At 72.1% G+C, this 14,055-nt stretch carries 12 protein-coding genes; 3 read left to right on the forward strand and 9 right to left on the reverse strand.

The features are described from left to right. Positions 1-18 precede the first annotated feature (18 nt). The 3 genes from AB0Q96_RS28250 to AB0Q96_RS28260 are packed head-to-tail and all read left to right on the forward strand — an operon-like array spanning position 19 to position 3,032. Positions 19-1,407 carry an NAD(P)-binding domain-containing protein gene (locus tag AB0Q96_RS28250; protein WP_365330262.1) on the forward strand — a complete coding sequence of 463 codons (1,389 nt, stop codon included), beginning with the start codon at positions 19-21 and terminating at the stop codon, positions 1,405-1,407. Beyond that, positions 1,404-2,636 carry an MFS transporter gene (locus AB0Q96_RS28255; RefSeq protein ID WP_365330264.1) on the forward strand — a complete coding sequence of 411 codons (1,233 nt, stop codon included), beginning with the start codon at positions 1,404-1,406 and terminating at the stop codon, positions 2,634-2,636. The genes AB0Q96_RS28250 and AB0Q96_RS28255 overlap by 4 nt, the downstream gene beginning before the upstream one ends. A gap of 24 nt (positions 2,637-2,660) precedes the next feature. Next, positions 2,661-3,032 (forward strand): metalloregulator ArsR/SmtB family transcription factor, encoded by a 372-nt coding sequence (locus AB0Q96_RS28260; RefSeq protein WP_365330266.1) that lies wholly within the window; start codon positions 2,661-2,663, stop codon positions 3,030-3,032. Positions 3,033-3,097: 65 nt separating this feature from the next. On the opposite strand, the gene AB0Q96_RS28265 is transcribed toward AB0Q96_RS28260, so the two are convergent. The 9 genes from AB0Q96_RS28265 to AB0Q96_RS28305 form a co-directional block, all read right to left on the reverse strand. Continuing rightward, positions 3,098-4,018 (reverse strand): GNAT family N-acetyltransferase, encoded by a 921-nt coding sequence (locus tag AB0Q96_RS28265; protein ID WP_365330268.1) that lies wholly within the window; start codon positions 4,016-4,018, stop codon positions 3,098-3,100. Positions 4,019-4,029: 11 nt separating this feature from the next. Beyond that, positions 4,030-6,366, reverse strand: coding sequence for a heavy metal translocating P-type ATPase (locus AB0Q96_RS28270; RefSeq protein WP_365330270.1), 2,337 nt, complete (start codon positions 6,364-6,366; stop codon positions 4,030-4,032). Positions 6,367-6,509: 143 nt separating this feature from the next. Beyond that, a complete protein-coding gene (locus AB0Q96_RS28275; protein WP_365330272.1) occupies positions 6,510-6,737 on the reverse strand; it encodes a heavy metal-associated domain-containing protein in 228 nt (75 codons plus the stop codon). A gap of 36 nt (positions 6,738-6,773) precedes the next feature. Further along, positions 6,774-7,949, reverse strand: coding sequence for a pyridoxal phosphate-dependent aminotransferase (locus AB0Q96_RS28280; RefSeq protein WP_365330274.1), 1,176 nt, complete (start codon positions 7,947-7,949; stop codon positions 6,774-6,776). A gap of 5 nt (positions 7,950-7,954) precedes the next feature. Next, positions 7,955-8,491 (reverse strand): FixH family protein, encoded by a 537-nt coding sequence (locus tag AB0Q96_RS28285; RefSeq protein WP_365330276.1) that lies wholly within the window; start codon positions 8,489-8,491, stop codon positions 7,955-7,957. A 34-nt stretch (positions 8,492-8,525) separates the two neighbouring features. Further along, complete coding sequence (locus tag AB0Q96_RS28290) at positions 8,526-8,900, reverse strand: hypothetical protein (RefSeq protein WP_365330278.1); 375 nt, start codon at positions 8,898-8,900, stop codon at positions 8,526-8,528. Further along, the gene (locus AB0Q96_RS28295; protein ID WP_365330280.1) at positions 8,893-10,818 is read right to left on the reverse strand and encodes an ABC transporter ATP-binding protein; all 1,926 of its coding nucleotides are present in this window, start codon (positions 10,816-10,818) and stop codon (positions 8,893-8,895) included. The genes AB0Q96_RS28290 and AB0Q96_RS28295 overlap by 8 nt, the downstream gene beginning before the upstream one ends. Beyond that, positions 10,815-12,506, reverse strand: coding sequence for an ABC transporter ATP-binding protein (locus AB0Q96_RS28300; RefSeq protein ID WP_365330282.1), 1,692 nt, complete (start codon positions 12,504-12,506; stop codon positions 10,815-10,817). Before AB0Q96_RS28300 ends, AB0Q96_RS28295 begins: the two co-directional genes overlap by 4 nt. Positions 12,507-12,802: 296 nt before the next feature. Then, complete coding sequence (locus AB0Q96_RS28305; RefSeq protein ID WP_365330284.1) at positions 12,803-14,050, reverse strand: ATP-grasp domain-containing protein; 1,248 nt, start codon at positions 14,048-14,050, stop codon at positions 12,803-12,805. Between the last annotated feature and the right edge of the window lie 5 nt (positions 14,051-14,055).

The raw sequence follows: 14,055 nt of genomic DNA on the forward strand, positions 1-14,055 counted from the left end.
GTAACAAAGGGGACCCCCGTGAACGCCAACGCCACTGAGCAGCCGCCCGTCATCGTGATCGGTGCCGGGCCCGCCGGCCTGGCCGCCGCCGCCCACCTCGTCGATCGCGGTATCGAACCGCTCGTCCTCGAAGCCGGAGCGACCGCCGGCGCCGCTGTTCGGGAGTGGGCCCACGTGCGGCTCTTCTCCACCTGGAGCGAGGTCACCGACCCGGCGGCCGAGAAGCTCCTGGCCCCGACCGGCTGGGTCAAGCCCGACGCGAAGACGTATCCGACGGGCGGCGACTGGGCCGGGCAGTACCTTCAGCCGCTCGCGGACGCCCTCGGCGAGCGCGTCCGCACCGGGGCCCGGGTCACCGGCGTCTCCCGCGCCGGACGCGACCGGGTCGTCGACGCCGAGCGTGAGACCCAGCCGTTCACCGTCCACGTCCAGCACGCCGACGGGCGCGAGGAGCGGCTCCTCGCCCGCGCCGTCATCGACGCCTCCGGCACCTGGGCCGCCCCCGGCCCGGCCGGCGGCGACGGCCTTCCCGCGCTCGGCGAGAAGGCGGCGGCCGACCGCGTCTCCTACCGCGTTCCGGACCTGAACGACGCCTCCACCCGGGCCCGTTACGCCGGGAAGCGCACCGCCGTCGTCGGTTCCGGCGCCTCCGCCTTCACGGCCCTGGCCCTCCTCGCCGACCTCGCGAAGTCGAAGGACGGCGCCGGGACGCACGCCACCTGGATCCTGCGCCGGGGCATCTCCGGCTCCACCTTCGGCGGCGGCACCGCCGATCAGCTGCCCGCCCGCGGGGCCCTCGGACTCGCCGCCAAGGCCGCCGTCGACGAAGGGCACGCCGACGCCGTCACCGGCTTCCGCACCGACGCGATCGAGCGCGACGGAGAGCGGCTCGTCCTGGTCTCCGAGGACGGGCGCCGTCTCGACCCGGTCGACGAGGTCATCGTCCTGACCGGCTTCCGCCCCGACCTGTCGTTCCTCGACGAGCTCCGACTCGCCCTGGACGAGCGCCTCCAGGCGCCCGTCGAGCTGGCCCCGCTGATCGACCCCAACCAGCACTCCTGCGGCAGCGTCTACCCGCACGGCGTCAAGGAGCTCTCGCACCCCGAGGAGGGCGTCTACCTGGTCGGCATGAAGTCCTACGGGCGGGCACCCACGTTCCTCGCCCTGACCGGCTACGAGCAGGTCCGCTCCGTCGCCGCCGCCCTCGCGGGCGACCACGAGGCGGCCGCGCGCGTCGAGCTCGTCCTCCCGGAGACCGGCGTCTGCGGCGGCGCGGGCCTCTTCGACCAGCCGGTCACCCCGGAAGCCAAGGACGGCGAGGCCGCCGACGGCGGCGGCTGCTGCGGCCCCGCCCCCGAGCTGATCCAGCTCGGCACCACCTCGCCGGCGCCGTCCTGCGGCTCGTGACCGACCTGGGCACCCGTACGAGCGGGGCCGCGACCGAATCCGAGGACCGGTCGCGGCCCCACGCCGTGCTGCCCGCACTGTGCGCCACCCAGATCACCAGCTGGGGCATCGTCTACTACGCCTTCCCCGTCCTCAACCCGCGGATCACCGCCTCCACCGGCTGGTCCGCCACCGTCACCACGGCGGCCTTCTCCCTCGCGCTCATCGTCTCCGGCATCGCCGGGATCCGCGTCGGCCGCGTCATCGACCGCCATGGCCCCCGCACGGTCATGACCGCGGGCTCCGCCGCCGGCGCCGTCAGCCTGGTCGTCGTGGCCCTGGCCCCCGGCCTGCCCGTGTTCTTCGCCGGTTGGGCCCTGGCCGGATTCGCGATGGCCGCGACCTTCTACCCGCCCGCGTTCGCCGCCCTCACCCGCTGGTGGGCCCCCGACCACGTCCGCGCCCTCACGATCGTCACCCTCGCCGGCGGCCTCGCCTCCACCGTCTTCGCACCCCTCACCGCCGCCCTCGCCGAGCATCTGACCTGGCGGACGACCTATCTCGTACTCGCCGCGATCCTCGCCGCCGTGACGATCCCCGCCCACGCTCTCGCCCTGAAAGCACCCTGGCCACCGGCACCGGCCACACCCGCCCACAGCGACGGGACGCCGAGGACGGTGACCCGCAGCCGGCCCTTCCTGCTGCTCGCCCTCGCGTTCACGCTCTCGGCGTTCGCGATGTACGCGGTCGTCTTCAGCCTCGTCCCGCTCCTGCTCGAACGCGGATACACCACGAGCCAGGCCGCCTGGGCCCTCGGCCTCGGCGGCGCCGGCCAGACCCTCGGCCGCACCCTCTACGCCACCCTCGCCCGCCACACCTCCACCACCACCCGTACCGCCGTCCTCGTCGCCTTCGGCGCCCTGACCACCGCCACCCTGGCCCTCACCCCGGGGCCCTACGGGCTGCTGATCACGATGTCGGTCGCGGCCGGCGTGGTCCGCGGCAACCTCACCCTCCTCCAGGCCACCGCCATCACCGACCGCTGGGGAACCACCCACTACGGCAGGCTCTCCGGCATCCTCGGCGCACCCGCCATGACGGCCTCGGCCCTCGCGCCGTTCGCCGCCGCCGTCCTCGCGCCACCCCTCGGCGGCACGCCCCCGCTCTTCGGCGCGCTCGCCGCACTCGGGGCCGCCGCGGCGCTGATCGCCCTCGGCACCTCGGTGCGGTCGAACCCATTGCGGCCGTGATTCGATACATGCAAAAATAGAAGAATGTCGAACCTGAGTACGGTTCCCGAGGTCGCCCTTCCCTCCCAAGGGGTGGTGCCCTGTTGCTCTCCGCTCACCTCGGCGGAGCTCTCGACGCTGGACGCCGAGCGACTGGCCAACCTCTTCAAGGCGCTGTCCGACCCCGTTCGGCTGCGGTTGCTGTCCCGTGTGGCGTCCCACCCCGCGGGCGAGGCATGCGTCTGCGACATCGCGGACGTGGGCGTCTCCCAGCCGACGGTCTCCCACCACCTCAAGAAGCTGCGCGAGGCGGGCCTGCTGACCTCCCAGCGCCGACGCACCTGGGTGTACTACCGGATCGACCCGAGCGTCCTGGCCGCCCTGGCCTCGCTCCTGAACTCGTCCGCCCGCGCCTGACGGTACGCGGACGCGGAGCGGGCAGGCACCGTGTACGGGGATGGCCACGACGCCCGCCCGCGGTCTCAGGCGGGGTGGACGGTGTGCACGGTCGTGCCGGCGAGACCGACTCCGCGGAAGGGCCGGACGTCCATGTCCTCGGACGAGGTGAAGAGGTTCAGCCACAGCGGGGCGGCCACGGCCGCCGCCTCTCCGGCCACCGGCCCGTAGGACAACAGGAGTGTCGGGTCGGAGAGTTCGGCGAAGCGGACCACTCGGTCGGCCTGGTGCGAACCGCTCCCGGGCTCGACGAGCTGCCCGGGCACCGCGCGGAAGCCGAGCCGCGACTTGAACCCGAAGAGTCCGGCGTTGCCCACGTGACCGTAGAGGTTGATGTCGCGCCCGAGGGTCACCCAGCGGCGCCCCCGGAGCCGGGCCTCGCGCAGCGTCTCGGCGTACAGGACGCGGGAGAGGCTGTCGCCGCGCTGCCCGGCGGTCACGGCGGAGAACCGGGCCCGCATCTCGTCGTTGGCCGGCAGGTCCTGGTTCAGGCACGCGCCCACCAGATCGCCTCCCGAGCGGACCGCGACGACCCGGTACGTCTCGGCCTCCGCCAGGATGTTCCCGCGCTGCTGGACCGCGACCGCCCAGCCGTGGCGCATGTGGGAGACCTGGCGTTCGTACAGCTCCAGGAACTCGGTGAGCAGGGGGACGGTCAGGGGTTCCGTGGTCACCTGGAGGCCGGCCGCGGCCGCCTTGCGGAAGGCGGACCGGATGTCGTAGCGGTCCTTCCCCGACAGGGCGGCGAGGTACTCCTCCTCCGACTCCCGCGCCTCCGCACGCCACATGACGACCTGGGGCTTCGGCAGGAAGCCGGCCTCCCTCAGCCGGGGCCAGGACTCCACGGGCGGGTCCTGGACCCTGACGAGGTCCACCTCGTGCTCGTACGCCCGCCATCGCCCGTTCAGCGCCTGGTCGACGTCGACGAGCGCCATCGGCAGACCCATGGAGTCGACGATCACGAGGCCGGCGCCGGGGTGGGCCGCGCGGAGGCGGCGAACTCGGTCCCGGCCTTCTCGTCCTGCTTCCGCGAGGCCGACTTGAACCCGCGCAGTCTCAGGCTGTTGGTGACCACGAAGATGCTGGACAGCGCCATGGCGGCACCCGCGATCATCGGGTTCAGCACGCCCGAGGCCGCGAGCGGGATGCCCGCGAGGTTGTAGACGAACGCCCAGAACAGATTGCCCTTGATCGTCCCGAGGGTCCGCCGCGAGAGCCGGACCGCGTCGGCCGCGTCGCGCAGGTCGCCCCGTACGAGGGTGATGTCGCTGGCCTCGATGGCGGCATCGGTTCCGCCGCCGATGGCGATGCCGAGGTCGGCCTGGGCGAGTGCGGCCGCGTCGTTGATGCCGTCGCCGACCATGGCCACGTTGCGGCCCTCGTCCTGGAGGCGGCGTACGACGGCGGCCTTGTCCTGCGGCAGGACCTCCGCCTCGACCTCGGTGATGCCCATCTCGTCGGCGATACGGCGAGCCGCGCCCTTGCTGTCGCCCGTCAGGAGGATGGGGCGAAGTCCCAGGCTCCGCATCTCGTCGATGGCGGCGCGGCTGGTGGGCTTGGCCTCGTCGGCGACCAGCAGCAGGCCGCGCAGGCGTCCGTCCCAGCCGACGGCGACCGGCGTGTGCCCGCTGCCCTCGATCTCGGCGAGGCGGCTCCGGAGCGAGTCCGGAGTGGTCATCCGCTCACCGACCCAGCCCGGCCGCCCGACGACGACCTCGCGTGCGGCGACCGTGCCCACGACGCCGAACCCGGCATGGGCCTGGAAGTCCGCGACCGCGGGGAGGTCGGCGGTGACCCCGGCGGCGGCCGTGGTGACGGCGGCGGCGATGGGGTGTTCGGAGGAGTGCTCGAGGGCGCCGGCGAGGGTCAGCAACTCGTCGCGGTCGGTGCCCTCGGCGCAGACCGTCTCCACGAGCCGCATCGTGCCCGTGGTGACCGTGCCGGTCTTGTCGAGGAGGACCGTGTCGATCCGGCGGGTGGATTCGAGCACGTGCGGGCCTCTGATCACGATGCCGAGCTGGGCGCCGCGTCCGGTGCCGACCAGGAGGGCGGTGGGCGTGGCGAGTCCCAGGGAGCACGGGCAGGCCACGACGAGGACGGCCACGGCCGCGGTGAGCGCGACCGCCGTGTCTCCCCCGTTGCCGATCCAGAATCCGCCGACGCAGAACGCGAGGGCGACGACCACGGGCACGAAGACGGCGGCGATGCTGTCGGCGAGCCGCTGGACCGGCGCCTTGCCCGCCTGGGCTTCGGAGACGAGCCGGCTGATGTGGGCGAGTTGTGTGTCGGCGCCGACCCGCTCGGCGCGGACCGTGAGGCGCCCGTTGATGTTGACGGTGGCTCCGACGACGCCGTCGCCGACGGACACCTCCACGGGGACGCTCTCCCCGGTCAGCATCGACGCGTCGACCGCGGACGTGCCCTCGACGACGACGCCGTCGGTGGCGATCTTCTCTCCCGGCCGGACCACGAACTGGTCCCCGACACCGAGTTCACCGATGGGGATGGTGACCTCCCGCCCGGCGCGCAGCGCGGTGACGTCCTTGGCCCCGAGTTCGAGCAGGGCGCGTACGGCGCCTCGGGCGCGATGCTTGGAGCGGTGCTCCGCGTAGCGGCCGACGAGGACGAAGAGGGTGAGGGAGGTGGCCACTTCGAGGTAGATGTGGTGCAGGCCCTGGCCCGGGGTGGGGGTCATCAGGAAGGGCATCCGCATGCCGGTGATGCCCGCGTAGCCGAAGAACAGGGCGTACAGCGACCAGCCGAAGGAGGCGAGGACTCCGAGGGAGACCAGCGTGTCCATGGTGCCGCCGGCCTGCTTGAGGTTCTTCCAGGCGGCCGTGTGGAACGGCGAGGCTCCCCAGATCGCGACCGGGGCGGCGAGGGTGAGCGAGAGCCACTGCCAGTTGTCGAACTGGAGCGGGGGGATCATGGCCATGGCGATGACCGGGACCGTGAGGGCGAGGCAGACGAGGATGCGCCGGCGCATGACGCCCAGTTCGCGTTCGGCCGCCTCCTCCGCGGTCTCGCGGGTCTCGGACTCGGCCGGGGCCGGGGCGTGGACCGGCGGCGGGAGGACGGCGGTGTAGCCCATCTTCTCGACGGTGCCGATCAGCTCGTCCACCGTGTGCCGGTCGTCGAAGCTGACATGGGCGCGTTCGAGGGCGAAGTTGACCTCGGCGGTCACGCCTTCGAGCCGGTTGAGCTTCTTCTCGATCCGGGCTGAGCAGGCACCGCAGGTCATGCCGCCGATGTCGAGCGTGACCACGGCCGGTGCCGTCGTGGCAGTGCCTGCCATGACTGCGTACTCCTTTGCGGAAAGCGGATGGGGGGGGCGAAGCGGGAGGGCCTAGAGGGGCGGCAGGGCGCTGCCCAGCAGGTACGAGACGCCGAAGCAGGCGACGAGGCCGACGGCGAAGAGGGCCAGCTTGGCGGGCGGGTTCACGCGGCCGTTCCGGCGAACTCGTACCCGGTGCGCTCGACGGCCGTCCGGACCGTGCCGTGGTCGAGGTCGCCGGGGGTGGTGACGGTGACGTGGCCGCTCTTGTGGTCGACGACGACCTCGGCGCCCTCGCCGAGATCCGTCTCGATCGCGGTGCGGACGCGCTTGGCGCAGCCGCCGCAGGTCATGCCGCGGACCTCGAAGACGGTGGCGGTGCCGCTGCTCATGGGGGTACTCCGTTCGTCGGGGGACTTCGGTTGAGTTCAGAGGGACTTGAGGTACGCGCCGATGCGCTGCAGCGCCTGGGAGATGTCCTCCGTGCCGACCGCGTACGACAGGCGCACGTGGTCCGGCGCGGCGAAGTCGCGCCCCGGCATGACGGCGACGCCGGTGTGCTCCAGCAGGTCGCGGGCGACGGTGCCGGCGTCGTCGTCGGGCCGGGTGTAGAGGCCGCGTACGTCGACGAAGGCGAAGAAGCCGCCCTGAGGCGGTGCGGCCAGGCGCAGGGGCGGCAGGCCGGCGAGGCCGTCCCGCATCAGCGCGCGGCGCACGGTGAGCTCCTCGGCCCTGCGGGCGAGCTCCGTGTCCGTGTCGCCGGTCAGGGCGGCGAGCGCGGCGTACTGGGAGATCGAGGACGGTGCCGAGCTGGTGTGGCCCTGGACCGCGGCGAGGGCGGCGGCCACCGGCGCGGGGGCGGCGGCGAAGCCGATCCGCCACCCGGTCATCGCGTACGTCTTGGAGAAGCCGCCGATGGTGACCGTGCGCTCGGCGACCTCGGGTCCGAGGGAGGCGACGCTCGTGAAGGCGGCGCCCTCGTGGACGAGGTCCCCGTAGATCTCGTCGCTGACGACGACGAGGTCGTGCTCGACGGCGATCCGCGCCAGGTCTTCGAGCTCCGTGCGCTCGTAGACCACTCCCGTGGGGTTCGAGGGGCTGTTGAGCAGGAGGACCCGCGTCCTGGGTGTGAGGTGCGCCCTCAGGGCCTCGGGGGTGAGCTTGAAGCCGGTGCCGGTGGTGTCCACGACGACGGGGACGGCCCCCGCCAGCGCGATCATGTGCGGGAAGCTCACCCAGTACGGGGCCGGGAGCAGCACCTCGTCGCCGGGCTCGCACAGCACGGTGAAGATCTGGGCCAGCGCCTGCTTGGCGCCGTTCGTGGTGACGATCTGGGCCGGCTCGTAGGCGCAGCCCCATCGGGAGGAGAGGCGCTGGGCGATCGCCTCGCGCAGGGGGCCGATGCCGGCGACGGGGGTGTACCGGGTGCGTCCTTCGGCGATCGCCCGTCGGGCGCCCTCGGCCGCCTGTTCGGGGGTCGGGAAGTCCAGTTCGCCGCCCGTGAGGTTGACGATGTCGGCGCCGTCCGCCTGCAGGGCCTTGATGTGGGCGTCCAGGGCGGCGGTGCTGGAGGCGGGCAGGGTCCGCGCGCGGTTGCTCAGCACGGGCCCTACTCCGCCTTCACGTCGAACGCCGTGGAGGTCTCCTTGCCGGAGGCCGGTGTGACGACGACCGTGACCAGCCAGTCTCCGGGCATGCCCAGCACCAGCTTGGCCTCGTAGGCGTCGCCGTCGGCGGTCGCCGCCTGGTTGCCGCCCTTCATCTTCATGTTGGGCATCTCGGGGTTGATCTCGACCTTGGCGCCCTGGACGGCCTTGCCCGCCGCGTCCTTGACGGTGATCGTGGCGGTGCCCGCCGCTCCTCCGCCCTTGGCCGGACAGGGGCTGACCTTGAGGGTGACCTCAAGGCCGGCCTCGGTCGTGGTGCCGCTACAGCTCGCGTCGAGCTTGGTTCCGCCACTGCTGCCGGCGGCGGCGGACGACGCCGGGCCACAGCCGGTGATGCCGCTCATGAGGACGACGCCGGCCAGGGCGACGCCCACCACGGATGCCGGGCGCGCCGCTCCCCTGCGGGTGCGGGGCCGGGCCTGCCGCGGCGCTTCCGTGTCCTGCGCCGCAGGCTGGGTGGTGGTCGTGCGCCAGGTCATCTGTCCTCCTTCGGACGGGGCGAGTGGGGGTGGTTCAGCCGCAGCAGGACGACTTCTTCGCCGTCGCGGCGGCCGCCGCGACGGGGGTGGCCTCTGCCGTGGCCGCGGGCTTGGGGCCGCAGCAGGACGACGCCTTGGGCGCCGCGGCCTTCTCGGCCGTGTCGGCGGCGGGCTTGGGGCCGCAGCACGAGGACTTCTTCGGCGCCTCGGCCCGCGCGGCCTCGGGCGTCGCGTCGGTCACGACGGGCGCCCCCTTCGTCTCGGTCGCCTCGGTCGTCCCGGTCTTCTCCGGCGTCGCGGCGGCCGGCTTCGGGCCGCAGCAGGACGACGTCTTCGGCGCCTCGACGGTCGCCGCCGGGGTCCCCTGGGCGGCGGTCCAGAACATGCTTCCGAGGTTGGTGTCAGACATGAGCGTTGTCCTTTCCGGTGGTGTTCTTGCGGGCACGGCCCTCCTGGGCCTGGCACAGTTCGGTGAGGCGTCCGCCCGCGGTGAGCAGTTCGACGGGGCGGCCCGACTCGACGATGCGCCCCTGCTCCAGGACGAAGACCTGGTCCAGGTCCTCGACGAGGGTCAGCCAGTGGGCGACGACGATCGCGGTACGGCCTTCGAGGAGGCGGCGGATCGCCGCGAAGACCACGCGCTGACGGTCCGGGTCGACGCTGGAGATGGCCTCGTCGAGGACGATGACGCGCGGGTCGGCGAGCATGGCGCGGGCCAGGGCGATGATCTGGCGCTCGCCCACGGACAGGCGCGAGCCCCGTTCGCCGACGCGGGTCCGGTAGCCGTCCTTGAGCTCGGAGATGACCTCGTGGGCGCCGACCTGCCTGGCGGCCTCGACCACCTGCTCCTCGGTGGCCTCGGGCCGGCCGAAGAGGATGTTCTCGGTGACGGAGCCGTCGAAGAGCTGGGCCTCCTGGGTCACCAGGAGCACCTGCGACCGCACGGAGGCGCTGCTGATCTCGGCCAGGTCGTGCCCGTCGATGCGGACGGTGCCGGTCGTCGGCGTGTAGAGCCGGACGAGGAGCTGCATGAGCGTGCTCTTGCCGGCGCCGCTCGTGCCGACGATGCCGATGTGCTGGCCGGGCTCGGCGTGCAGCGTGATGCCGTGGAGGACGTCGGGGCCTTCCCCGTACGCGAAGGTGACGTCGTCGACGGCGACGGCGCCCTCGACGGGCGGCAGGGTGCCGGAGCCGCTCTGCTCCTCTTCCAGGTCGAGCACGTCGAGCATGCGGCGCGCGGAGGCGGCGATGTCGGACGCCTGGCCCATCTGGTTGGCGAGGTCGCGGACGGGGTTCAGCATGCGCTTGACGAACAGCGCGAACGCGGCGAGGGTGCCGGCCGCCAGGGCGGTGCCGGACGCCATGCCCATCGACGCCATCATGGTGTCGGTGCCCATGAGCATCCAGGTCATCGGCATCATGCCGGAGGCCATGTCGAAGAAGAACCCGGATCCCAGCTGGTGCCCGTTCACGATCTGCAGTCCGCCGAAGAAGATCAGCAGGGACAGGGCGAGGAAGACGCTGAAGCCGAGGTGCGAGGTGAGCCAGAGGCGCTTGCGCGACAGCCGGTTGTGGACCGTGCTGTACTCCTCCGAGCGGTCCCGGAGGTCGGCGAGGACGGCCTCCTCCTGGCCGAAGGCGCGGATGTCGGCGAGGCCGTCGATCCGCTGGTTGAGGTAGCCCACCACACGGTCCCAGCCCTCGCGCTGCGCCCGGGTGTCGGGCTTCAGGCGTGCGGTCCACTTCACCGCGATCCACACCATCAGCGGGATGGTGACGAGGGTGGGCAGGGCCACCATGGGACTGAGCGCGAGCAGGAAGACGGCGAAGGCGATGAACCAGATGACGCTGTTGGTGATCTCCATCAGCGTCTTGGTCAGGAAGCCCCGGAAGCGGTTGGCCTCGAACAGCACGCGGGTGACCCACTCGCCGCTCGCCTGGGAGACGTGCCGGGAGAGCTGGACGTTGTGCAGGCGCGCCACGAGGTCGTTGCGGATGGTGATCGTCAGGCGCTCGTTGACCCGGATCATCGCCGAGTTGTAGGTGATGCGGATGACGTTGTCGAGGACGGTCAGCAGGACGAGGTTGAGCGCCGTCGAGCGGACGGCCTCCATGTCGCCGATGACGATGTGCCCGATGCCGGCCATCACCGTGTACATCACGGCGATCGTGACGACGGTGTTCACGACGGCCATGGCGGTGGCGATCGTGAGCCAGCCCCAGTTGGGGCGGAGGTAGGGAAGGAAGCGGCGGACGGCCTTGAGGAGCGTCCGCCGTGCCTCGCGGTCGTCCTCGACGTCGGGCACCTGAGGGGACGTGGTGGTCATGAGTCCTTTCCTCCGTCCAGGCTTGCCGCTCCGGCGAGGGTGGCCGTGGCGCCCGCGGAGGGCTCCCGGGGGGCGAGGCCGATGGTGCGGTCGACGTAGTCGGAGACCGCCGGCTGCTGGGAGGCGATGACCAGGGTGCGGCCCTGGCGGACCCGGAGGACGGTCTCCAGGAGCGCGGCCTCGGTCTCGGCGTCCAGGTTGGCCGTGGGGTTGTCGAGCAGCAGGATGTCCGGGTCCACGAGCAGGACGCGGGCCAGACCGATGCGCTGGCGCTCGCCCGCGGAGAGGTCCAGGGTGCTGGCTCCGAAGCGGCGGTCGAGCGGGATGTGCGCGAGTCCGGCGGCCTCGACGGCGTCCGCCGTCTCCTCGCGGGTGGCCTCGGGCCGGGCGAAGCGGACGTTGTCCTCAAGGGTTCCCTCGAAGATCCACTGGCGCTGGGGCAGGCAGACGATGCGTCGGCGCAGTGCGGCGGGTTCGTACGACCGCGCTTCGACGCCGTCGTACGTGACGCTGCCGGCCTCCGGGTCGCGCAGCCGGGCGAGGACGTGGAGGAGGGTGGACTTGCCGCTGCCGGTGGGGCCGGTCAGGGCGACCGCCTCGCCGGGCTCCACGTGGAACTCGGCCTTGTCCAGGATGCGGCGGCCGGCGATGTCGACGTCGATGCCGGTCGCGCGTATGCCGCCCAGTGCGGGGATGTCGGTGGTGCCGGCACGGTCGGCGAGCACGGAGGGGGCGTCCATGACGCGCAGCAGGCGCTGTGCGGTGACGACGCTGCGGAAGGCTCCGTTCACGTGCATGGCGAGCATGTGGATGCTCATCTGGAACATCATGACCAGGGCGACCACGGCGACGAGGTCGCCGACGGTGCTGGTGCCGTCCAGGACCGCGTTGCCTCCGGCCCACAGGGCGATCGGGGTGGGCAGGCCGCCGACGACGTTGAGGATCGCTTCCCAGCGGCTGTACGTGCGCTTCATCTGGCCGTCGCGGACCGTGTGGGCCTCGTTGACCTTGTTCAGGCGCTCCGAGGCGTCCGACTCGCGGCCGTAGGACTTCACCACGTTGATGTTGGCGAGGGATTCGCCGACGCCGGTGAGGAGCTTGGTGAACTGGCTCTTCAGCTCGATGAAGGCCCGCTGCAGGCGGAGCTGGACGGTGAAGTTGCCGATGACGACGAAGATCAGGGGGATGCAGGCGAGCAAGGTCGTGCGCGGGTCGATCACGAGCGCCGTGACCAGCATGGCCAGCATGATGAGGATCTGGTTGAGCAGTTCGAGCAGGCCGCCGTTGGTGAGACCGCGGACGGAGACGGCGTCGGAGATGAGACGGGTCAGCGCCCGGCCTCCGGACGCCTCGGCGACGTCCGCCGGTCCCAGGTGCATCATCTTGCGCACCAGGTCCTCACGGAGGTCGTTGACGGCCTTGCTGGCCACGGTGAACCGCATGCGCTTGCCGTAGTGCAGCAGGACCGTGGTGGCCACGCCGGCGGCGAGCACGCCGAGCGAGGTGACCAGCAGGCTGCCGGACTTCCCGCCCAGGATGCCGATGTCGATGGCGTAGCGGGTCAGGAGCGGCACGGCGATGTTGCCCAGGAGACCGACGAACATGATCACCGTGGCGGTGACGATCTCGCGGCGGTAGCGCAGCGGGTAGCCATAGATGAAGCGCAGCGCGCGGAGCGAATCGTTCAACGTCGAGCCCCCTCTGATGTGTCGTGGACGGATGGTGGTCTTCCAGCGGGCCGCACTCCGCCGGAGTGCGGCCCGCCGTGGTGTCCCGGGTCGGGATCAGTCGCAGCAGGCGCAGGCGCAGCCGCACTCCTGGCCGTCCTCGGCCACGTCCTCGGCGCCGCTGGTCTCGCAGCAGCCCGAGCCGATCATGTCGTCAGCCATGCTTCCTCCTCCCCGCGTCTTGATTCGATACTTTCAAAAGTATCGAATCACGTGGCTGGTTGAGCGTCAACAGATCTTCGTCAAACGGAAGTTGGTCAGCAGCAGCTGGTGTGCGGACGGTCCACAGCGGCGTCCGCGGCGGCGTCGTCGACCAGGCGGATCGCGAGCTGCTCCCGGATCTTCGCGTAGTCGCGCTCCAGCTGCTCCAGGCTCTCGCCGGCGAGCACGATGCGACCGAAAGCGCCGCCCTTGGGGTGCTCCACGGGGAGGACGGCGTCGCCGGGCTTGACGTCGAACTCGACGAACGGCGGCAGCGGGGACTCCAGGCCGCTCAGCGAACCGCTCGCCGCGGCGTCGTAGTCGATGCGCCCGCCCGCCTCGAAGACGATGCTGCGGTAGAGCCCGGCGGGCGCCTTCGACGCCCGCGGCTCCGCGTGGCGGCCGAGGGCGGCCTCGGTGGCGATGAGGCTCGGTTCGTAGCCGGTCGTGGAGCGGATCATCTCGACGGCCTGGCCGCCGGGAACCCGGGGGTTGATCTCACCGGCCCGCCAGCCGTCGGCGGTGAGGGTGAACTGGAGGGCCGCGACCCAGTCGTCGAGACCGACGGCGGCGAGGACCCGGTCGGCGAGCTCGTCGAGCTCCGCGCGCCGCGCCCCGTCGAGGCGGCTGGGGAAGAACCCCCCGAGCTTGACGAAGGTCGGGGGCGGCCCGACCTCGCCTTCGACCACCCAGACGACCTGGGTACGGCCGCCGACCCTGGTGGCGAACACGCCGAACTCCGGGCCGGTCACGTACTCCTCGATGAGGGCGGAGTCGCGCCCCGCGGCCAGGATGTCACCGACGGCCCGCTCCACGTCCTCCCGGCTCGCGCAGTACGCGAGGCCGGCGGCGCTGGAGGCGTCGCGCGGCTTGACGACGACGGGAAGGCCGAGCTCGTCCGCGGCCTCTGCGCCCTCCCGGGTGCCGGAGACCACCCGGTTGCGGGGCACGGGTACCCCGGCGTCGGCGAGCAGCCGATGCGTCTCGGCCTTGTCGATGCAGGCGCGGGCGGCCGCTTCGGAGACGCCGTGCCCCAGCTTCAGTTCGGCCCGCAGGCGGCCGGCCAGCGGGACGAGCCGCTCGACCCCGGTGACGACGGCGTCGATCGGCTGGTCGGCGTGGGCCCGGGCGACCAGGGCGGTCACGCCGTCCCAGTCGTCGAAGTCCACCTCCAGCGGGTAGTCGGCGAGCATGACCTGCTCGATCGTCATGTTCTCCTCGGCGAACACGACGTCGTAGTCGGTGTGTTCCTTCAGTTGCCGCGCGGTGCGCTGGCCGCTGAGGACGAGGACGCGAAGGGTCAAGGGAC

Origin of the sequence: Streptomyces sp. NPDC093111 (assembly GCF_040683955.1) — a bacterium.
In the GTDB taxonomy this organism is placed as follows: domain Bacteria; phylum Actinomycetota; class Actinomycetes; order Streptomycetales; family Streptomycetaceae; genus Streptomyces.